The organism is Proteus alimentorum (assembly GCF_002607735.1).
Lineage (GTDB): Bacteria > Pseudomonadota > Gammaproteobacteria > Enterobacterales > Enterobacteriaceae > Proteus > Proteus alimentorum.
The window spans coordinates 99,494-121,102 of sequence record NZ_NBVR01000043.1; the positions used below are offsets into that span (position 1 = coordinate 99,494).

At 40.2% G+C, this 21,609-nt stretch carries 15 protein-coding genes; 8 read left to right on the plus strand and 7 right to left on the minus strand.

The features are described from left to right. The first annotated feature begins 25 nt into the window (after positions 1 to 25). Positions 26 to 1,117, plus strand: coding sequence for an alanine racemase (alr, locus tag B6258_RS17100; RefSeq protein ID WP_099076292.1), 1,092 nt, complete (start codon positions 26 to 28; stop codon positions 1,115 to 1,117). 53 nt (positions 1,118 to 1,170) lie between these two features. Beyond that, positions 1,171 to 2,367: an amino acid aminotransferase gene (locus tag B6258_RS17105; protein WP_099076293.1), complete on the plus strand. Its 1,197-nt coding sequence runs from the start codon at positions 1,171 to 1,173 to the stop codon at positions 2,365 to 2,367. A 105-nt stretch (positions 2,368 to 2,472) separates the two neighbouring features. Here B6258_RS17105 and B6258_RS17110 read toward each other — a convergent pair whose 3' ends face one another. From B6258_RS17110 to uvrA, 3 genes are all read right to left on the minus strand, one after another. After that, positions 2,473 to 3,822 carry an L-cysteine desulfidase family protein gene (locus tag B6258_RS17110; RefSeq protein ID WP_099076294.1) on the minus strand — a complete coding sequence of 450 codons (1,350 nt, stop codon included), beginning with the start codon at positions 3,820 to 3,822 and terminating at the stop codon, positions 2,473 to 2,475. Positions 3,823 to 3,886: 64 nt separating this feature from the next. Continuing rightward, positions 3,887 to 5,218, minus strand: coding sequence for an SLC5/6 family protein (locus tag B6258_RS17115; protein ID WP_098941756.1), 1,332 nt, complete (start codon positions 5,216 to 5,218; stop codon positions 3,887 to 3,889). 667 nt (positions 5,219 to 5,885) lie between these two features. After that, positions 5,886 to 8,720: an excinuclease ABC subunit UvrA gene (gene uvrA / locus B6258_RS17120; protein WP_099076295.1), complete on the minus strand. Its 2,835-nt coding sequence runs from the start codon at positions 8,718 to 8,720 to the stop codon at positions 5,886 to 5,888. Positions 8,721 to 8,972: 252 nt separating this feature from the next. Between uvrA and ssb1 the strand changes: the two genes are divergently transcribed. The 5 genes from ssb1 to zur all read left to right on the plus strand — a co-directional run bounded on the left by ssb1 (position 8,973) and on the right by zur (position 17,064). Beyond that, complete coding sequence (gene ssb1 / locus B6258_RS17125) at positions 8,973 to 9,500, plus strand: single-stranded DNA-binding protein SSB1 (RefSeq protein ID WP_099076296.1); 528 nt, start codon at positions 8,973 to 8,975, stop codon at positions 9,498 to 9,500. A 621-nt stretch (positions 9,501 to 10,121) separates the two neighbouring features. Beyond that, positions 10,122 to 12,026, plus strand: coding sequence for a reverse transcriptase domain-containing protein (locus tag B6258_RS17130; RefSeq protein WP_099076297.1), 1,905 nt, complete (start codon positions 10,122 to 10,124; stop codon positions 12,024 to 12,026). Positions 12,027 to 13,226: 1,200 nt separating this feature from the next. Continuing rightward, a complete protein-coding gene (locus B6258_RS17140; RefSeq protein ID WP_099076299.1) occupies positions 13,227 to 15,467 on the plus strand; it encodes a DEAD/DEAH box helicase in 2,241 nt (746 codons plus the stop codon). Beyond that, positions 15,464 to 16,132, plus strand: a complete 669-nt coding sequence (locus tag B6258_RS17145) for a DUF2290 domain-containing protein (RefSeq protein ID WP_099076300.1) — start codon at positions 15,464 to 15,466, stop codon at positions 16,130 to 16,132. The genes B6258_RS17140 and B6258_RS17145 overlap by 4 nt, the downstream gene beginning before the upstream one ends. Before the next feature lie 401 nt (positions 16,133 to 16,533). Next, complete coding sequence (gene zur, locus B6258_RS17150) at positions 16,534 to 17,064, plus strand: zinc uptake transcriptional repressor Zur (protein WP_099076301.1); 531 nt, start codon at positions 16,534 to 16,536, stop codon at positions 17,062 to 17,064. A 46-nt stretch (positions 17,065 to 17,110) separates the two neighbouring features. On the opposite strand, the gene B6258_RS17155 is transcribed toward zur, so the two are convergent. From B6258_RS17155 to B6258_RS17170, 4 genes are all read right to left on the minus strand, one after another. Next, the gene (locus B6258_RS17155) at positions 17,111 to 17,404 is read right to left on the minus strand and encodes a type II toxin-antitoxin system RelE family toxin (protein ID WP_099076302.1); all 294 of its coding nucleotides are present in this window, start codon (positions 17,402 to 17,404) and stop codon (positions 17,111 to 17,113) included. After that, positions 17,394 to 17,648, minus strand: coding sequence for a type II toxin-antitoxin system RelB/DinJ family antitoxin (locus tag B6258_RS17160; RefSeq protein ID WP_099076303.1), 255 nt, complete (start codon positions 17,646 to 17,648; stop codon positions 17,394 to 17,396). Before B6258_RS17160 ends, B6258_RS17155 begins: the two co-directional genes overlap by 11 nt. 154 nt (positions 17,649 to 17,802) lie before the next feature. Then, positions 17,803 to 18,414, minus strand: coding sequence for a transcriptional repressor LexA (lexA, locus tag B6258_RS17165; protein WP_023583074.1), 612 nt, complete (start codon positions 18,412 to 18,414; stop codon positions 17,803 to 17,805). A gap of 127 nt (positions 18,415 to 18,541) precedes the next feature. Then, positions 18,542 to 18,913, minus strand: a complete 372-nt coding sequence (locus tag B6258_RS17170) for a diacylglycerol kinase (RefSeq protein ID WP_006536373.1) — start codon at positions 18,911 to 18,913, stop codon at positions 18,542 to 18,544. Between the two features lie 130 nt (positions 18,914 to 19,043). On the opposite strand from B6258_RS17170, the gene plsB reads away from it, so the two are divergent. After that, a complete protein-coding gene (plsB, locus tag B6258_RS17175; protein WP_099076304.1) occupies positions 19,044 to 21,527 on the plus strand; it encodes a glycerol-3-phosphate 1-O-acyltransferase PlsB in 2,484 nt (827 codons plus the stop codon). The last annotated feature ends 82 nt before the right edge of the window (positions 21,528 to 21,609 follow it).

The following is a 21,609-nucleotide window of genomic DNA, read 5'->3' on the forward strand; positions in this document are numbered from 1 at the left end:
TAATTAAAGGAAGTATTGGAATAATATGAAAGCGGCAACCGCAGTGATAGATCGCCGCGCTCTGCGTCACAATTTTCAGCATGTGAGAGACTATGCCCCACATAGCCACCTGATAGCTGTCGTGAAAGCAAACGCTTATGGTCATGGGTTATTAGAAACAGCATATACCTTAATGGATAATGCTGATTGTTTTGGTGTTGCACGTATTGGTGAAGCATTAACCTTACGAAGTGGGGGTATTGTAAAACCCATTCTTCTGTTAGAAGGCTTTTTTGATGTCGCTGACCTGCCTATTTTAGTCGTCAATCACATTGAAACGGTTGTTCATAGCCAAGAACAATTAGAAGCATTAGAACAGGCCGACTTAGATGAACCCGTCAAAGTATGGATGAAAATTGATACGGGAATGCACCGCTTAGGGGTACGACCTGAAGATGCACAAGCCTTCTATTTACGACTATCCGCCTGCAAAAATGTACAACAACCTGTCAATATTGTGAGTCATTTTAGCCGCGCTGATGAGCCTGATGTTCCTGAAGCAACACAAAAACAAATCTCACTATTTCAAGATTTTATTCAAGATAAATCCGGTGATAAGTCTATCGCAGCTTCTGCTGGTATTTTATTTTGGCCCCAAGTCCATTATCAGTGGGTTCGCCCCGGCATTATTACTTATGGTATCTCTCCTACTGGTGATGAAAGAACAGGTAAAGACTTTGGCTTAACCCCTGCAATGACACTGAAAACAAGCCTGATTGCCGTTCGTAAACATAAAGCGGGTGAGCCTGTTGGCTATGGAGGCACATGGATCAGTGAAAAAGACACTTATCTTGGTGTGATCGCTATCGGTTATGGCGATGGCTATCCTCGTAGCGCACCGTCAGGTACCCCTGTGTGGATCAATGGTCGAAAAGTGCCTATTGTTGGCCGCGTTTCGATGGATATGATCAGCGTCGATTTAGGGAGTGAACTGATTGATAGTGTTGGTGATGAAGCTATTTTATGGGGAGATGTGTTGCCCGTAGAAGAAATTGCCAAATATAGTGGTATTAGCGCCTATGAGTTGATTACGAAATTAACCTCACGCGTCATCATGGAATACCTAGACGAACAATAATACACACGATATTGTATCCCTATGACACACTAAAAGTGATTGGAGAAGAAGCCGTGTTTCAACAGGTTGAAGCGTTTCCGGGAGATCCGATTCTCTCATTAATGGATGTTTATAACAAAGACCCACGTCAGGATAAAATTAATTTAAGTATTGGTCTTTATTATGACGAAGAAGGCAAGACTCCTATTTTAGGAACAGTTTCAGTTGCACGTCAGCAACTTAATGCCATGACACCCACCGCAACACTTTATTTACCAATGGAAGGGCTGGCGCCTTATCGTAGCGAAATTCAAGATCTCCTTTTCGGTGCAGATAATCCTCTAATTACAGAAAAGAAAATTGCCACAATCCAAACATTAGGTGGATCAGGCGCATTAAAAGTGGGTGCTGATTTTCTCCATCGCTATTTCCCAGGATCCGAAGTGTGGATAAGTGATCCGACTTGGGATAATCATGCTTCTATTTTTGCGGGCTCGGGTTTCAAAGTGAATTATTACCCATACTTTGATCCTGAAACCAAAGGTGTAAAATTTGAAGCACTATTAGATTGCTTTAAAAACCTGCCTGAAAAAAGCATCGTATTAATGCACCCATGTTGCCACAATCCAACAGGCTCTGATCTGACTAAAGATCAATGGGATCAAGTCACTGAAGTATTAAAAGCTCGCCAAGCAATTCCATTCTTAGATATTGCTTATCAAGGCTTTGCTGAAAATTTAGATGAAGATGCTTACGCTATTCGTACTATGGCAAAAGCAGGATTACCGATACTTATCAGTAACTCTTTCTCAAAAATATTCGGGATCTACGGTGAACGTGCCGGTGGCTTATCGATTGTTTGTGATAATGCCACTGAATGCGAACATGTGTTAGGTCAGTTGAAAGCAGGTGTACGTCGTATCTATTCAAGCCCTGCAAACTATGGGGCGCAAATTGTCAATAAAGTGCTATCAGACCAAGTTTTAACGGCACAATGGCAAAAAGAAGTCGCGCATATGCGTGATCGCATTAAAGAGATGCGCGTTACCTTAGTCGAAGCTTTAAAAGTTGCACTGCCTGAAAAGAATTTTGATCATCTATTAACGCAACGCGGTATGTTCAGCTATACCGGTTTTACACAAGCACAGGTTGATAGATTACGTGACGAATTTGGTATTTATCTTGTTGGTACTGGCCGTGTTTGTATGGCTGGTGTTAATACAGGTAATGTTCAGCGCATTGCTCAAGCTTTTGCGGCTGTGAGTATTTAAGCCAATTAACGTGATTTCATGATAAAAAAATACCTGCCTATTTTCATAAGCAGGTATTTCTTTTTACTGCATCACAACATCACTGTCGCTTTAGGTTTTCGCCTTTTATATATTGACAGCTTGCTTCTTTTCCCCAGCATTACGACGCGCTTTTTCTTCCATAATCTCAATGATTTGAATATCTGTATGTTGCATTGCATGACTGGCTAATGCACAGAGATTCGCGATTGAACTATCGACATCGTCACTGACAATACCATCAGTACCCGCAACACTTTGATTTTGCATCGCCATTAATACCGCTTTATAGGCACTCGCTGCACTACTTGAGACTTTCATTGCACAGCTATTCGATGCGCCATCACAGATAATGCCACTGATATCACCAATCATACTGTTGATAGACATACTCACTGTGGTGAAATTTTTGGTAAGTAACCATGCCATTCCTGCGGCTGCTCCCATTGAAGCAGTTGTTGCAGCACAAAGGGCAGAAAGTGGTGGAAAATGGCTATGAACATAAATAGCCATTAAATGAGATAAAACCAACGCACGCAGTAAGGTTTCATCATCTGCTTTAATAAATTCAGCAACAACCATTACAGGTAATGTTGCGGCAATGCCCTGATTACCTGAGCCTGAATTACTCATTGCAGGTAATACCGCGCCACCCATACGAGCATCAGATGCTGCTGATGCTCTGATCATGATTTCATTAAGTAAGTCTTTACCTAACAAACCTTTCTCTTGTTGCAGAACTAAGGTACGACCAATAGCTAATCCATAGGTGTTTTGTAACCCCTCTTCTGATAAAGCGCCATTTAAACGAGCGGCATTGAGCATAAACTCAATTTCACTCACGGGCACATTAAGTGCGAAGTTATAGATATCTTCAGCACAAACATCAGTAAAAGGTTTTTCATCAGTACATTCACAATTATTGGTAAGTGCTGATTTATCTTCTTCAAAAACAACGTTACCGTTACATTCACAACGAACAACGTGTGTATGCTCTCTTGCAATACTGACGATGGCATAACCAGATTGGCTATACACTTTCGCTTCAGAGTAAAGAACATCTTCACAAGGTGCTTTTACACCCACTGTAACTTTACCTTGAGCAACCAGTGTTTTAGCTTGAGCAATTGCATCAGTGGATGCTTTTAACAAGACCTCCAATCCAGCATCAGGATCTCCTCCTGTCGCACCTAATGCTGCTGCAATAGGTAGCCCAGCCATTCCCGTTCCCGGCACTGTTACGCCCATTCCGTTTTTCATCAAGTTTGGTGAAACCCAAGCTTCGACACGAACAACAGGCTCGCCTAAAAGTGCCGTTGCTTTCGCGGCTGCCAATGCTAATGAAATTGGCTCAGTACAACCTACTGCAGGCTTCACACCTTCACGTAACTGATGAACGAACTGTGACCATAAATGAGAATTTTTGTTCTGGCTCATAATCTAACACCTTGGATTAATTTAGTTTTTAAAAACAACGCCTAACTAGAACCGAAGTTGGCGACTATGAGAATGCCAAGAACGGAGAGATAACGAGCAGTAAACCGGTAAAGATAATCAGGTAGAGTGATGCACCTTTGTATTTGTGTAACATGGGTACTTTGTACACTAAGTATGCAGGGATAAGACAACCCACCATACCGAAGATTGGGCTACAAATTGAAGTGAAGCTCAGTACTGGTGCATTAAGAATGATTGCACCCCATGCCAGTAGCACAGCGAAAATCATGATGCCGTTTTGCACCCATTTTTGGTTGATTTTCTCTGCTGGGAGATAACGTTGCAGAATATTCATAACGATCCCTTGTGTCGCTTCACGGAAACCTAAGTAGACACCAAAGAATGCAGTCATTACGGCGAAGATATTCAGCATAACGCTGACAACCGTTACCCAACCACCAGGGAAGAATTTCGCAGCAATCGCTAACGCAGAGATATTTTGTTCATACGCTTTAACTGCTTCATCATGACCCATTGCTAATGTGAATGAGATTGCATAGAAGAAAACTGTACAGAACAGCACACCGAACGCGATGTTCATTGCACGTAATGCTTTGTGACGAGCCACTTCACGGTTTTTATTACGACCACGATAAGAGATAACCATTGGGCTTAATGTTTGGATAAACAGAATTGAAGTCAGTGTAAATGGTAATGTAATGATTGCTTCTTTGATTAAACGTCCAGCGGGTGGTAATGCGCCCACGTTATAAAGATGCCACATACCAATCATGGAGATCCCTAACGCTGCAACAACAAATAGTTTAGTTAGTACCATAAAGCTTGATACTTTAAACAGTAATTGTTCACCACGAGAAGAGATAGCAACTAAAGCACAAATCAGGATCAAACCATAGAATGGATTTTCTGACAGTAAACCTTCAGTAACACCAAATGTTTGTAAGTAAGAAGCGCTGTCATTGGTGATTGCTGTTGAATACACAAACATCCAAATAACTAACATCACGAAGTAAAGTGCGCCCAATAAGATACCCCAGTTTTTACCGAGATAACCAGTGATAACGCTTGGGTAGTCTTTACACTCTGGAGATTCAGCCAACGTATTAATAAATAGACGTTGAAAAAGGTACATTGCTGGATAACCAATGATCGAGGATAGTAGGAAAACCCATAATCCCATAAGACCTACCTGCACAGGTAAAAACACAATACCTGCACCGATAGCCATACCGATACTCATGATAACCCAGCCCACATCATTGCCGTCAAATTTAATTGCTGCACGCCATTCTTGTTCAGTCATACCTGCGCGGCGAGCGCCAGCACTAGTTGCGGGATAGCTTGTTGTCTCTGTTTTTGAGGAAGCCGTTTCCATATTAGTACTCACTTTTTATATTGTAATTGTTAATAGCAAAACGAATCTTGGGGGTAAAAAAAGTCTATCTAACATTGCGATGTCGAAATAGCCTTACTCTTTGCAGGTATTATTTATTATGGGTAAATGATAGGGAATATTACGGAGAAAAAAGTTGTTATAAATCGTGATAGCCCGAAATGATTTGGAAAAAAATTCTATCGTAAGGAGAAAAGTAGGATTATCTGTTCAAAGAGCATAGTAAATAATAACCTTCCCTCTATTACAACCCTTACAAATAGATAACCAGCTGATTAATAATGAAAAATACCTATTGTTATACAATAATAGTCAAGTATAACAATTGAAACAAATCACCAAATAAACTGTGCAGTCCATCACGATATACTATGATAATCCTTTCTATTTAGCTTCGTTATCTCGTATTTGGTTAAAATACCGTTACAAAACAGCATAATTAACCATTTAATCTACTTTTTATAAAAATAAGCGATTAATAAGATAAAAATAGATAAGGAAGTGTATAACCAAAAGAGAATACTTTTTTCGATAGAATTAAATTCTATCATACTCCATGGATTTACTTTTCTTGAAGAAAGCGCGCTACAAACAGTAAAACGTTTATTGTCTGTAGCGCTTAGATCATAAGGGAATAAGTGGCGTAACTTTAATAACCACGTTCTAGGATTGGTTTTAAGAATCTTGCAGTATGCGAGCCTTCAAACTCTGCAACTTGCTCTGGTGTGCCTGACACTAAAATTTGGCCACCACCACTTCCGCCTTCAGGACCCAGATCCACAATCCAGTCCGCTGTTTTGATCACATCAAGGTTGTGCTCAATAACAACAATAGTATTACCTTGGTCGCGTAACTGATGAAGCACTTCAAGTAACAACTCAATATCAGCAAAATGAAGCCCAGTTGTCGGCTCATCGAGAATATAGAGAGTCTGTCCCGTACCACGTTTTGACAACTCTTTTGCTAACTTAACTCGCTGCGCTTCACCACCGGATAAAGTCGTTGCTGATTGCCCCAAGCGAATATAAGAAAGACCAACATCAATCAATGTTTGTAGTTTACGCGCCAATGCAGGCACTGCATCAAAGAACTCTCTCGCCTCTTCAATGGTCATATCCAACGCTTCGTGAATATTTTTTCCTTTGTATTTAACTTCAAGGGTTTCACGGTTATAACGTTGACCTTTACATTGATCACAAGGTACATACACATCCGGTAAGAAATGCATTTCAACTTTTAAAACGCCATCACCTTGGCAAGCCTCACAACGCCCCCCTTTTACGTTGAAACTGAACCGACCCGGTGTATAACCACGAGTACGAGATTCAGGTACACCCGCAAATAGCTCACGAATAGGCGTAAAGACACCCGTATAAGTTGCAGGGTTTGAACGAGGAGTACGACCAATTGGGCTTTGGTTAATATCAATAACTTTATCGAAATATTCTAACCCTTCAACATCTAAATAAGGCGCAGGTACACTATTTGTAGCCCCATTTAATTGGCGTTGTGCAATAGGGAATAACGTATCGTTGATCAGCGTTGATTTACCAGATCCCGAAACACCTGTAATGCAGGTAAATAAACCGACGGGTAATTTTAGATTTACATTTCTTAAGTTATTGCCTTTTGCGCCAAGGATGGTCAGCATTTTTTCGCGATCAACAGGCACTCGTTGCTCTGGAATTGCGATACGACGTTCACCGCTTAAGAATTTGCCTGTTAATGAATTCGGATTATTGATGATATCTTCAAGCGTACCTTGAGCGACAATTTCGCCCCCATGAACACCCGCACCTGGGCCAATATCGATAACATGATCAGCGGCACGGATGGCATCTTCGTCATGCTCTACGACGATCACGGTATTACCCAAATTACGTAAGTGGATCAGTGTTTCAAGTAGACGATCGTTATCTCGTTGATGTAACCCAATTGAAGGTTCATCCAAGACATACATTACGCCAACTAATCCCGCACCAATCTGGCTGGCTAAGCGAATACGTTGTGCTTCACCGCCTGATAAAGTTTCCGCAGAACGAGAAAGTGTGAGGTAATTTAATCCCACATTGACCAAGAATTTTAATCGGTCACTAATCTCTTTTAAGACTTTTTCTGCAATCTTCGCACGCTGACCGCTCAATTTTAGATTTTGGAAAAAGGTCATTGCATGACCAATACTGTAATCTGCTATTTCAGGTAATGTGGTATTTTCAACATACACATGGCGCGCTTCTCTGCGTAAACGAGTACCACCACAAGAAGCGCAAGAGCGATTACTAATATATTTAGAAAGCTCTTCACGTACCGCACTCGATTCTGTCTCGCGGTAACGACGTTCCATATTATTTAAGACACCTTCAAAAGGATGATGACGAACAACAACATCACCACGATCGTTTGTGTATTTAAATTCAATATTCTCTTTACCTGAACCCGTTAAAATGACTTTTTGAATATTATCGGGTAACGAATCAAACGGCGCTTCAACATCAAAATGATAGTGTTCACCCAATGAACGAAGCATTTGGAAATAGTAGAAGTTACGGCGATCCCATCCTTTAATTGCGCCACCAGCAAGAGAGATTTCTCTATTTTGGATCACTAATTCAGGATCAAAAAATTGCTGAACACCTAAACCATCACACGTTGGACAAGCACCCGCTGGATTATTAAAGGAGAATAAACGAGGCTCTAGCTCGCTCATACTGTAACCACAAACAGGACAAGCAAAGTTTGCAGAGAAAACAATATCATCGGCATTGTTATCATCCATATCCGAAATAACAGCAGTGCCACCGGATAACTCTAATGCGGTTTCAAAAGATTCTGCTAAACGTTGGGCGAGATCGTCACGCACTTTAAAACGGTCAATCACCACTTCAATGGTATGTTTTTTCTGTAATTCTAATGTCGGCGGATCAGAAAGATCGCACACTTCACCATCAATACGCGCACGAATATAACCTTGGGCGGCAAGATTGTTGAGTAGCTTAATATGCTCACCTTTACGCTCTTTCACCACAGGCGCTAACAACATTAAGCGCTTGCCTTCTGGTTGCTCAAGTACATTATCAACCATTTGGCTAACGGTTTGAGCGGCTAATGGAATATCGTGATCAGGACAACGAGGCTCACCAACACGCGCAAATAAGAGACGCAGATAGTCGTGAATTTCTGTAATTGTTCCCACTGTCGAACGCGGGTTGTGCGACGTAGATTTCTGCTCAATCGAAATAGCGGGAGATAAACCTTCAATATGATCAACGTCTGGTTTTTCCATCAACGAAAGAAACTGACGAGCATAGGCAGAAAGCGATTCGACATAACGTCGTTGCCCTTCTGCATAAAGCGTGTCAAAGGCTAAAGAAGATTTACCTGAACCAGAAAGCCCCGTAATAACAATCAGTTTATCGCGAGGAATGATCAAATTGATATTTTTTAGATTATGGGTGCGAGCGCCCCGAACTTCGATTTTATCCATGAATATATCCCGGATTGAGAGAGTCGCCGAAAAAGAAAGAATCGGATAATTATGACACAAAGTTAACTGAATGGATATACAGTATATATAGTGAAATTGAATGCTGATGTAACTCTGTCATTTTGAGACAGAAAAATATCGACAATGTTCACAAATGAGAAATTCATCACACGTCATATTCAAATTTTAGCGTACGTGATAAACTTATTCGCTTATGATTTCAAAAAATTTACTTTCGCAGGAGTACCTCACATGGCGAGCAGAGGCGTAAACAAAGTTATTCTTATCGGTAATTTAGGGCAGGATCCAGAAATCCGTTATATGCCAAGTGGCGGTGCAGTTGCCAACCTAACACTGGCAACATCAGAAAGCTGGCGCGATAAACAAACCGGTGAAATGAAAGAAAAAACCGAGTGGCACCGTGTGGTAATTTTCGGCAAATTAGCGGAAATTGCAGGCGAATATCTGCGTAAAGGTTCACAAGTGTATATCGAAGGCCAATTGCAAACACGTAAATGGCAAGACCAAAGCGGTCAAGACAGATATAGCACTGAGGTTGTCGTTAACATTGGCGGCTCAATGCAAATGTTAGGCGGCCGTGGTGGTCAAGATGGCGCACCTTCTCAAGGTGGCCAAGGCGGTTGGGGTCAACCACAACAGCCACAAGCATCACAGCAATTTAGCGGTGGTGCACAATCTCGCCCTGCACAACAACCCGCAGCGGCTCCAGCGCCAAGCAATGAACCACCAATGGATTTTGATGACGACATTCCGTTTTGAGTGCGCCGCTTTGCTTTATAAATCAAGCGCTTACGGAAAATTTATGTCGCAAGTATAGGCTGTTGGAAAGCCTATTGCAAGCCTAACTTATCCTTGTCTAGTAATAGACTTGAACCTCGAAAGAGGGAGGGGAGTGCAGCATGTTAGGTCAAAAGGCTGGTGGCGGGGAAACTATCTACTTTGCGCCAGTCATTGCAAGTCCCATAAGGTTAAACCTGATTGGTTGAATCATAGTCCATAGTGGGTTTCGGGATATCTTTGACTCACGATAGTTCAGGAGTCATACCAAGATTTACGATAATTATTGTTAGAAGGCTATCGTATCCAACAATCTTGGCACCTGCTCGGTGAGAGTGGTAATTGGACGTAAGTGGAACCTAAGTGGGACGCATCTTGTTTATAAAGAAATGCGGGATCACCTAAGTTGGTTTGAGATAAACAACCAATATGGTGACGGAGGCTCCATAGTACCCAACGTAGCCTTGTAATGAGGTAGCAGTCGGTTTAAATCCGACCTGAAATTTGAGTATAAGTATCGAGGTAACTCATACGAAAGCTTAAATGTAGGGGGGAAGGGAGACAGTTAGACACGATACTAAAAGAAGCGAGGTTCAATAGTCAGTGCTATTACAAAGAACACTCAATGCTCTGATTGGTATTAATAAAGCAAGTAAGCAAGGCTATAAGGTCAAGAAATTACATAAAATAATGTGTAACCATCAAGATCTTTGGATGCAGGCGTATGCCAACATCTACTCTAATCGTGGAGCCATGACGAAAGGGGTAGACTCAAACACACTTGATGGTATGGGTGTTGATAGAGTTCAAAATATTATCAACCTAATTAAATCAGGTGACTATCGTCCAAAACCTTGCAGACGCACACACATCCCCAAGGATGCTAGGAATCCGAATGGTAAGAAACGACCTTTAGGAATTCCCAGTGGTGACGACAAGTTGATTCAAGAGGTCATGAGAATGATCCTTGAGGAAATTTATGAACCAGTCTTTAGCGATTGGAGCTATGGATTTCGACCCAACAAATCATGCCACACAGCACTTACTGAAATACGTAATGGTTGGAAAAGCACCAAATGGGTTTGTGATGTCGATATTAAGGGATACTTCGACAACATTAACCATGACTTATTGCTGAAATTTCTTAGCAATAAGATTGATGACCGGGCTTTTCTTGGGCTTCTAAAGAAGTTTCTGAAAGCTGGTTACATGGAAGAATGGCGTTACTTTGGCACCCACAGTGGGACACCGCAAGGGGGAATCATATCCCCTATACTAGCCAATGTTTTTCTCCATGAACTTGATGAGTTTATGAAAATTAAAATCAAAGAGTTTAGCAATGGAGGACGAAGAAAACCTAATCCTGAATACAAGCGGGCACTACAAAATCGAGCTAATCGTATAAAGTGGATAAGACAAGGCTTTGGTGCATCTGGCTACCCTGCTGATGAGCAGAAAATTGCCAAGTGGGAAATGGAAATCAAAAATCTTGAAGAGCAATTGGTTAATACCTCAAGTGTTCTTATGGACGACCCTGACTTTAAGCGTATGCGTTATGTTCGGTATGCTGACGACTTTCTAATTGGGATCATTGGTTCTAAACAGGAAGCAATGCAAGTAATGTCTGACATTACTGAATTTGTTGAGTCGGAATTAAAGCTTGAAGTATCGAAAGAGAAATCAAGCGTAGTTGACCCGAAACAAGGTTTTATCTTTCTCGGATATGAAATTCTATGTCGTAGAGAAAATAAACGAGTTAAATGTGTTGTGGGACACAACTCGGATGGCAGTAAAACTCACGCCGTTAAGCGCACCATTACTGAACACATTCACCTTGGTGTTCCGAGAGCGAAAATACAGAAATTCTGTGCGCTCCGTGACTACGGGAATTACGAATCTGGCATGGACGGTTGCAGAGGAAAGCCTGCAATGATGTATTTGTCTGACTATGAAATTATTAGTCAATACAATGCTGAAATGCGTGGCTATGCCAATTACTATAACTTAGCACCAGTTCTATATCTGAATAAGCTACATTGGATATGGATGAATAGTCTGTTAAAGACGCTGGCTGGAAAACATCGTTCATCTAGAACTAAAATCGCTAAACGATTGAAGCAGGCTGATGGTCGATATATCCACAGAGAAATTCGTAATGGAAAACTTTATGAACTTGAAGTTTTTCAACTTAAAAATCGAAGTGTGTCTCTAGCAAGTTTTGCCGACCCGTTTCCGAATGTTTATAAATATTCGAGCAGAACTGAATTGCTAGACAGAATGGCAGGTAACAAATGTGAATACTGCGGCACCGTTACTGGATATCTTGAAGTTCACCATGTGCGTAAACTGAAGGATATTAAGGATGGTACAGAGCCTTGGAAAAGACTGATGATTGCCCGACATCGGAAGACGTTAGTTTTATGTAAGGACTGTCATGTCGATCTTCACAGAGGGAAGCTGCCAGACTATAGAAACTTTGCTAAGTCTAGCGGAGAGCCGTATGCATAGAAATGTGCACGTACGGTTCGGTGGGGGGACAACGGCTAACCCTTTTGAGGGCGCACGTGTCCTACCCAACGGTTTACCTGAAACCTAGTTTTATTAAATTTGATTATTTAATTTAAATATAACAATGGTTTGAGAAAAAGTTTACAGCGAGCCTTACAACTTCTGTAAACTTTTTTTATGCTAATCTTATGCTTCGGAGTTACCTTGAGAATTTGTTAAGTCTTAATGGATTTAAGGACAGAATGAAAACAAAAGTATTTCAAATGGCGAGCAGAAAAAGCTACTCAATTCTTTTAGGTGAGGATGGTATGCCATTGCCTTACCATAATCTCTTTGTCACCCTGCATTACATGGGATAGGTTGGTAGATGCTGTTGCACACGATTACAAGCTTTCAACCACGAGACAAATACTGCAAAAGCAGGTACGTATCAAGCGCGCATTTACTGAGGTTAAAGCGCTTGTATCGGGTAATTCACCTCAAGCTGTTGCTACACGTAATAGACACCTTCCATCCAGTTTGAAGGTTGCGGCTGATCAACTAGAAAAGCGGGAGCGAACTATTGCGCGACTTGAAGCCGAGAACAGCCGACTACTTGAGCAATTCCATACTTGGTTGTACAACGCCACCCAGCATGGAATTACGATTGAGCAACTAAACGAACCATTGGAAACTAAACAAAAAAAATGAATGCTCAATGAGCAAAGTAGCTATGGAACTCTATGGTTCGCAAACTGATGAAAGTTTAGCTAAATTCATGTCATGAAAAGAAACACAGTCTGCCACGGATGTGGTAGCAATGAGCCATAGTGCAAAACTAAATAGAACAGCAGCTTCTAAGCGTGTAGTGAATTAGTCTGAATGAAATCTGTCAGCTTCGTCACCTTGATGTGACTTGAACTGACTGGTTATCCTAAATCGGTTCGCTCCATTGCTGCTTAGTGCCTTTACTCATTCGCATTCTGTCCATTATTTTTACTCTACTAAAAGTTATCTATGATTAGCTTTGAATCCCATGATGTATTACGTGGGTAAATTCCACCACTTTACATACTTTGTTTTAATGTTAGCGAATTAAGATCAAGTTGATTGGAAAACAGTTTAAATTTTCAATGAGTTATTGTCTTGGTTGGGATACCTGAGCTACATTAATAACAACTATGCATAATTAACGTGGCGTTCAAGAAAAAGGCTGAAACCATGAAAACCTTTCAATTTTTACCAGGTAGTATTGAGCTTGAAGATAAAGTACACGCAAAAGTCATTAGTGGAGTTATTGAAGCTGTATTTTCGGATTGTCATGGCTACTTTGGTTACAAGTTAACAACGTTAGGGCGAGATAGTGATGATGAAACTCCTACCTTTATTCTCATTACTAAAGAGTACGGTGTTACACTGATTGATGTACTGGAAGGTACCTTAAAGTCTATTTCAGAGCATGATGATCTTGATGTATGGGACGTTGATGATGAACAAGTGGTTTCTCGAGACTATTTCATTGACATGTATACTGATGAAATAGAAAGTAGACTGAAAAACGATCCTGCATTCTACTCAAGAAAGAAACGCAAAGTAATTGTTCCAACCACTAGTGCCATTGTATTTCCATGTAATACCTCTACAAGTTTATCAAGCATCATTGATGTTGAAGATGCTTTTGCAGAATTGATAACTTGTGAAGACCTCGTTTCAAATATTACGTCTTTTCGTGAAGATCTCGAACGCTTTGATTGTGAGGATACTGTATTCGATAAAATCGTAAGCCTTATTGAAGGAACTTATATTTTTGAAGATAAGTACCGTATTAGCACTTCTAAAGTTGATAGTGACAAATTGACAATGGACGATTTGATCCAAGAATCTTTGAATCGTACATTCAAGCAAGACGAAGCTCAGCGTGTTATTTCTATGCAAATTCCTGATGGGCCACAACGTATTCGTGGTCTGGCAGGTACAGGTAAAACGATTGTACTTTCACTTAAGGCTGCAATTACCCATCGAAGGTTAAAAGATTACAAAATTCTATATCTGTTCAATACTCAAAGTCTTTACCAAACTATTACTCAGCACATTAGCAAGTATTACGTTTCTGAAGCCAAAAGAGCTCCTGACTTCGAAGAAAAACTACATGTGTATCATGCGTGGGGAGGAAAAAATAAACAAGGTTTATATTCTACACTATGCAACACGTTAGGGTTAGCACCTAAAACATTCAGTGAAGTACGTAGTAAGCAAGACCCATTAGAATTCATTTTTAAAGATCTCTTGGATAAAGTAGGTTCTTCTATTGAACCTATGTACGACATGGTGCTGATAGATGAAGCTCAAGACTTCCCACCTGCATTGTTTGAGACTGTATATAAAATAACTAAAGATCCTAAGCGAATTATCTGGGCTTATGATGATTTCCAATCTCTAAGGGATATGAAGATTAAAGAGCCTGACGTTCTTTTTGGCTTGAATAGTGAAGGTCAACCGAATATCACTCAAGATAGCCTTACAGGCGAATACATTGGTGGTATTTCGAAGGATTTCGTGTTGCCAAACTGTTATCGAACTCCTCGTCCAGTTCTTATGACCGCTCACGGTGTGGCAATGGGTCTGTATAATAAAGATAAAATAATGCAACCTTTTGACAATCGAACTGATTGGGAAGCAGTTGGGTACCAATTACTCAGCCCAAATAAAGATACTCTGGTTGAAGGTGATCAAGTCAAATTGACAAGGTCTGAAGCTAGTTCAAAAAACAAACTCGAGGCTCTTATCTGTCAGCATCAATACAATGCAACAGATCTAATTAACTGTATTAAGCGTGAAAACGTTCATGCTGAAATAAAGTATATTGCACAAAAGATAGGCTGGTTAATTAATAACCAAAATGTTAAACCTGAAGATATTATCGTTGTAAACCTGAACAACCGAACTGGCTCAAAGGAAGAAATATCTAGACTAAGAATTGAACTGAATGAGCTTGATATAAAATGTGTTTCTCCGGGTTTTGTTGAGAGTGCCGATGTATTTAAAGTTCCAGGGTGCGTAACCCTTGCGACTCCGTTTAGAGCAAAAGGTAATGAATCTAACATCGTTTTCGTGTTCAACTGCCAAAAGGTGGTGCAAGATTCGACCTTGCGTGCTAGGAATGCATTCTTTACCTCTTTAACACGTTCCCGAGGTTGGTGCTACATCACTGGCCATTCAGATTCAATGGACGCACTAGAGTTAGAAATTAGACAAATAAAATCGGATTTCCCTAATTTTAACTTTGTACGTCCAAGTGATAGCAAGATTGCTCATGTGCGACAGCTAATAAACACATCACAAGCAGAGCTTTTAATGCTCGAAAAATCTATGGATAAACTTAAATCTAATCCAGAGGTTTTGCTTCAAGAGATTAGAAATAACCCAGACCTTCTGAGATACATCGCGGAGGGCTTAGAATGAGCAAGGCAGCCGTAGAGCAAAGTCTAATAAATATAAAAACATTATTTGGTTCAATAATTCAGTCAAATAATGTCAACATCAATACAAATGTAATTTCTTGGGATAACTATAAACCAGGAATTATTTCTAATGTCAGCTACCTGAGAGAGTATCAAAAACTGTTGGATAGCCAGCAATACTCATATTTGCTGATTGATAACTCATTTTTCCAGTTCTATTTTGATTACAATTCCAAAGGAGAATTGGTCAAATGTCGTTTGGCATATTACCCGAAGCCAGAGCTAGCCCCCGAGACTGCTGATGATTTGGCGGAGTACTCCTCAACTGCGAGTGACTTTCTTGCCGACATCATGGATGAAGTTGCTTTAGAAATGTTAGAACATGAAACTAGACTGACTCAAAACTCCCATTTGAGATTTGACTACGATTCTGAAGTTAAATCCCACTCTAAGTGCCATCTTCAGTTTGGTGGTATCAATGATTTTCGTATAGCATCGAGGCATCTAGTTTTACCGTTTGCTTTTTTCTCAAAAATTGTGTCTGACTTTGCGCCTAGTTTACTAGAAGGAAAGACTGACAAGCCTGCGTTTAATTCAGGGCTAAGGCATGCTACTAAAAAGGCATATGAATTCTCTGAGAATGACATTTTTACTATCAACTGTTAACGTGAAATCGGCTAGCTCTTTAAGTGGGTTGTGGAGAATATTGTACATTAGACCTTCATCATCTTTGTAAATAATTTGAAGCGAAAAACATTTAAAATTTACGAAAATCTTTACATTAATTTATTTTTTGTTGTTAACTTATTGTATTTAAATAGATTATTGTTAATTTGTAGCTATTAGGTAAACAGAACCGTTTTAACGGTCGCCTGAAACCTAGTTTCAGAACAAATTATCTAAAACCATCAATAAAAAACCCAGCTTAGGCTGGGTTTTTTATTGATGATCATTACATATCACCATGAAAAGTTATTTTTATAAAACCCCACTTTACACAAAGGTTTACTCTTGAAAAATATGATAGGATCTGTGCCATTAACAACGTCTGAGAGCATCTGATCCCCATGAATGAAGATAAATTGCTCGCTCAGGCAGAAAAGATCTGCCAGAAACGAGGTGTTCGCCTGACTTCACAACGTCTGGCAGTATTACGTCTGATCATGCAGCAACCTTCTGCTATCAGCGCATACGACTTATTGGACTTATTACGCCAAGTTGAGCCACAAGCAAAACCCCCCACCGTCTATCGCGGGTTAGAGTTTTTACTTGAGCAAGGATTTATCCATAAAATAGAATCCACCAACAGTTATGTGCTTTGTCATCATTTTGATGATGTTGAACATACGTCAGTAATGCTGATTTGTGACCGTTGTCTATCTGTCACTGAGAAGAGTAGCCATAAAATCGAAAATTCGATTTCATCACTGGCACAAGAGAATGGCTTTCATTTACGCCACAGTGTGATAGAAATTCATGGATTATGTTCACAGTGCCACGAAGCACAAGAGTGTACACATCCTGAAGGTTGTCATCATGATCACAGTATGGATGATAATCTTAAGCAGAAAAAAACGGGCGACTATAAGCCTCGTTAAGCTTATAAAATACAAAAAGCCAGCTAAATGCTGGCTAATACGTGTTCTACTTTTGAATTCTCATTTCAGCTAATGAATACGCTTTACTTTCTTCACGCTTACCAATAGCAATAACTAAAATAACGACTTCTGAATCAATGATTTGGTAAACCAATCGAAAACCAGATGCTCGTAATTTAATCTTATAGCAACCCGAGAGATCACCTTTTAAGCGAGCAGACTCTATATAAGGGTTTTCCTGTAATTTTTTTAATTTCTTTTTAAATTGTTCTTTAATGCTTTGATCAAGTTTCTGCCATTCTTTTAATGCACGCTTATCAAACTCAATATTAAAGATCATCAATATTTACTCTTATACGTTTACATGGTTTCTTCAAACGCTCACGTACAACAGCTAAAATATCCTCATCTTCATCTTGTTCACCAACAATGACAGAAACTTCAGAGAAAGGTAACTTTTCATTTTCAGAAACATAACGTAGAAACAATCTTATAGCATCTGAAGGAGATAGATTCATTTTTTCAAATACTTGATAAGCTTCTTTTTTTAGCTCATCGTCTACTCTAACTTGTATTGTTGTCATAAACACCTCCATAATTAAAACTCATAATATTGTAATTACATTTGTAGTGCAATGATGTTTTTTTATACAAAATAAAAAATGCAGATGATTTTGTGTTTTTACACATCATCTGCATCTTGATAAAATACGTTGTATTGACTTACTTTGGTACAAATTACAGCCATTCGCCGTTACGAATAACCCCGACTGCTAAACCTTCCACAGTAAAGCTTTGTTCGCGTAAATCGACAATAATTGGTGAAAACTCTGGGTTTTCTGCATGAAGCTCAATTTTATTACCGCTTTTCTTAAAGCGCTTCACGGTTACTTCATCTTCAATACGCGCTACGATCACTTGCCCGTTGTGAACATCTTGCGTTTTATGCACAGCAAGTAAATCACCATCCATAATACCGATATCTTTCATTGACATACCATTAACGCGCAATAAAAAATCCGCACTTGGTTTAAATAGCATTGGGTCAACTTGATAATGGCTTTCAATATGCTCTTGCGCTAAAAGTGGTTCACCCGCAGCGACTCGCCCAATTAATGGCAATCCTTCTGGCTCTTCTTCCATTAGCAAACGGATACCTCTAGATGCACCAGAGACAATTTCTATCACGCCTTTACGAGCAAGAGCTTTTAAGTGCTCTTCTGCCGCATTTGGTGAGCGAAACCCAAGTTGGGAAGCTATTTCAGCCCGTGTTGGTGGCATACCCGTTTGCGAAATGTGATCACGAACCAAATCGTAAACCTGCTGCTGCCTTGCAGTTAATGCTTTCATTCCGCCCCCTGTTTGTTTATACAGTCAGACTGTGAGTATATACAGGTATATGACGATTTGAAACCTTAAATGAATATAAAACACGCATCTTTGGATTATTTTTCGACAAAAATCGAATTTTTTAACTTTATGCGAAGAAATGCCCCCAAAGAATGGTTACCCAAGTAAATAATCCCAATATAATAGCAATCAGAACGGCGGCAGAACCCATATCTTTTGCACGTCCGGATAATTCGTGGTATTCAGATCCAATTCGATCGACAACGGCTTCTATTGCACTATTTACCAGTTCCAAGATCACAACCAATACAACGGAACCAATGAGTAAAATGCGCTCTAGACCACTGACATCGATGAAAAATGAAAGGATAATTGCAACCAAGGTCACAATTGCTTCTTGTCTAAAAGCGGCTTCATTAATCCAAGCGGCACGAATGCCCTTGTATGAATAGCCACCTGCTTTGATGATTCGGGTAAGACCTTTATTTTGATTAGCCATAATAAACTCTATCGAAAACAAACGATTATTTTGCCACTTTTCTCTATTAATATTGTCACAGCACCACAGATCTACGAAAGACTTTCTGTTATGCTTTCGAAGTATTGCTAATAAGAGGCTACAACTATTTATGTCAGCTTGGCGTAAACTATATTATAACACATTGAATTTACCACTAAAATTATTGGTAAAAAGCAAACGAGTTCCGACTGATCCTATCACTGAATTAGGGTTAGATACGTCGCGATCATTCCTTTATGTTCTGCCTTATCATTCAAAGGCTGACTTACTGACATTAAGACAGCAGTGTCTCTCTTTAGGATTGCCTGATCCGCTGCAACCTATTGAGATCGGCGGCACTAAGCTTCCTGCGTATGTCTTTATTGATGACGGCCCAAGAGTATTCCGTTACTACTCGCCCGATCCTCGTAAAGATTCCGTGAAGACATTCCACGCTTATCTTGACGCACATCGTAATAACCCACATCTTGATATCGAGATGTTGCCAGTTTCTGTGATGTTTGGACGCTCTCCAGGTCGTGAAGGTCATAATGGCGTTCCACATTTACGTGTGCTTAACGGTATCCAAAAATTTATCGCTATTCTCTGGTTAGGTCGTGATAGTTTTGTTCGTTTTTCACCCACGGTATCAATGCGTGAAATGGCGAACGAACACGGTACCGACACCAGTATAGCCCGAAAACTCGCGCGTGTTGCACGTATCCACTTTTCACGCCAACGTTTAGCGGCTGTTGGCCCCAAATTGCCAGCACGCCAAGATCTCTTCAATAAATTGCTTTCATCGAAAGCCATTGAAAAAGCGATTGAAGATGAATCAAAAGCGAAGAAAATCTCACTGGATAAAGCGCGTAAAAATGCCACCGATATCATGGAAGAAATTGCCGCTAATTTCTCATATGAAGCGGTGCGTATTAGTGATCGCGTATTAAGTTGGACATGGAATAAGCTCTACCAAGGTATTAACGTTTATAATGCTGAACGCGTGCGTAAACTCGCGCAAGATGGGCATGAAATCGTTTATGTTCCTTGTCACCGTAGCCACATGGACTACTTACTACTTTCGTATGTACTTTATCACCAAGGTTTAGTACCACCACATATCGCGGCAGGTATTAACCTCAATTTCTGGCCAGCAGGTCCTATTTTCCGCCGTTTAGGGGCTTTCTTTATCCGAAGAACCTTTAAAGGTAACAAGCTTTACTCCACCATTTTCCGCGAATATTTAGGTGAGCTATTTACACGCGGCTACTCCATTGAATATTTTGTTGAAGGTGGACGCTCTCGTACAGGTCGATTGTTAGATCCTAAAACAGGAACACTTTCAATGACGGTACAAGCCATGTTGCGCGGTGAAACACGCCCTATCTCTGTTGTTCCAATTTACATTGGCTATGAGCACGTTATGGAAGTGGCAACCTATGCCAAGGAGTTACGTGGAGCAACAAAAGAGAAAGAAGGCTTTATGCAGATGGTCAGAGGTTTACGTAAATTACGTAACCTTGGTCAAGGCTATGTGAACTTTGGTGAGCCGATTTCTGTTGTACAATATTTAAATCAAGCTGTACCACAATGGCGTGATGATATTGACCCCATTGAGCCACAACGCCCAAGTTGGTTAAACCCAGCCGTAAGCACACTGGCTGATAACATTATGGTTCATATCAATAATGCAGCATCGATTAATGCGATCAACCTTGTTTCAACAGCTTTGTTAGCCTCACGTCAGCGTGCACTCACAAGAGAGCAACTGTTAGAACAAGTAGATTGTTATCTGCAATTATTACGCAATGTGCCTTATTCGACAGATATGATTGTGTCTGATAAAAATGCTGAAGCCTTATTAGAACACGCACTACAATCAGATAAATTCCAAGTCGAAAAAGACAGCTTGGGTGATATTGTGGTACTTCCTCGTGAAAGCGCGGTATTAATGACTTATTACCGTAATAACACAATCCACTTAATGGTCACTCCATCATTAATTGCCAGCATCGTCTTACATCATGAAAAAATTCATCGTGATGATTTAATGAAACAAGTTGAGCTAATCTTCCCTCTTATTAAAGCGGAACTATTTATTCGTTATGAGAAAGAAGAACTCCCTGAAGTCATTAATACTTTGATTGCAGAACTGTGCCGTCAGCGTCTGATTTGTTGTGATAGTGATGGCTTACTGCGTATCAATCCAGCGCGTATTCGCCCACTACAGCTTTTAGCTGCCAGCGTCAGAGAAACATTACAACGCTATGGTATTACACTCTCTTTACTCAATTTTGCGCCTGAAATTAGCCGTGCATTATTGGAAAAAGAGAGCCGTATCTTGGCACAACGTCTTTCAGTCTTGCATGGTATCAACGCACCTGAATTCTTTGATAAAGCGGTATTCTCTACCTTAGTTTCAACGCTACGTGAAGAAGGGTATCTCAATGATAATGAAGATATCTTAAAAGCAGATGCCTCTGCCCTTTACCAAGTGATTGCAAAACTAATGTCACCAGAAATTCGCTTAACCATTGAAAGCGTGGGGATCACTGAAGATAACAATTCAGAACAAATGATTGACGAAAAAAATGAGCCTAAAGCTGATGAATAATCAGTAAATCGCGCCATGACCGAAATAGAAAAGGGATAAGCACATTGCTTATCCCTTTTTGTTTCTACTCAATGATAGAGAA

What these genes read in the sequence shown, in the direction of transcription:
- alr (WP_099076292.1), top strand. Translation starts at nt 26, where the DNA reads ATGAAAGCGGCAACCGCAGTGATAGATCGCCGCGCTCTGCGTCACAAT.
- B6258_RS17110 (WP_099076294.1), bottom strand. Translation starts at nt 3,822, where the DNA reads ATGAGCCAGAACAAAAATTCTCATTTATGGTCACAGTTCGTTCATCAG.
- B6258_RS17115 (WP_098941756.1), bottom strand. Translation starts at nt 5,218, where the DNA reads ATGGAAACGGCTTCCTCAAAAACAGAGACAACAAGCTATCCCGCAACT.
- uvrA (WP_099076295.1), bottom strand. Translation starts at nt 8,720, where the DNA reads ATGGATAAAATCGAAGTTCGGGGCGCTCGCACCCATAATCTAAAAAAT.
- ssb1 (WP_099076296.1), top strand. Translation starts at nt 8,973, where the DNA reads ATGGCGAGCAGAGGCGTAAACAAAGTTATTCTTATCGGTAATTTAGGG.
- B6258_RS17140 (WP_099076299.1), top strand. Translation starts at nt 13,227, where the DNA reads ATGAAAACCTTTCAATTTTTACCAGGTAGTATTGAGCTTGAAGATAAA.
- B6258_RS17145 (WP_099076300.1), top strand. Translation starts at nt 15,464, where the DNA reads ATGAGCAAGGCAGCCGTAGAGCAAAGTCTAATAAATATAAAAACATTA.
- zur (WP_099076301.1), top strand. Translation starts at nt 16,534, where the DNA reads ATGAATGAAGATAAATTGCTCGCTCAGGCAGAAAAGATCTGCCAGAAA.
- B6258_RS17155 (WP_099076302.1), bottom strand. Translation starts at nt 17,404, where the DNA reads ATGATCTTTAATATTGAGTTTGATAAGCGTGCATTAAAAGAATGGCAG.
- B6258_RS17160 (WP_099076303.1), bottom strand. Translation starts at nt 17,648, where the DNA reads ATGACAACAATACAAGTTAGAGTAGACGATGAGCTAAAAAAAGAAGCT.
- lexA (WP_023583074.1), bottom strand. Translation starts at nt 18,414, where the DNA reads ATGAAAGCATTAACTGCAAGGCAGCAGCAGGTTTACGATTTGGTTCGT.
- B6258_RS17170 (WP_006536373.1), bottom strand. Translation starts at nt 18,913, where the DNA reads ATGGCTAATCAAAATAAAGGTCTTACCCGAATCATCAAAGCAGGTGGC.
- plsB (WP_099076304.1), top strand. Translation starts at nt 19,044, where the DNA reads ATGTCAGCTTGGCGTAAACTATATTATAACACATTGAATTTACCACTA.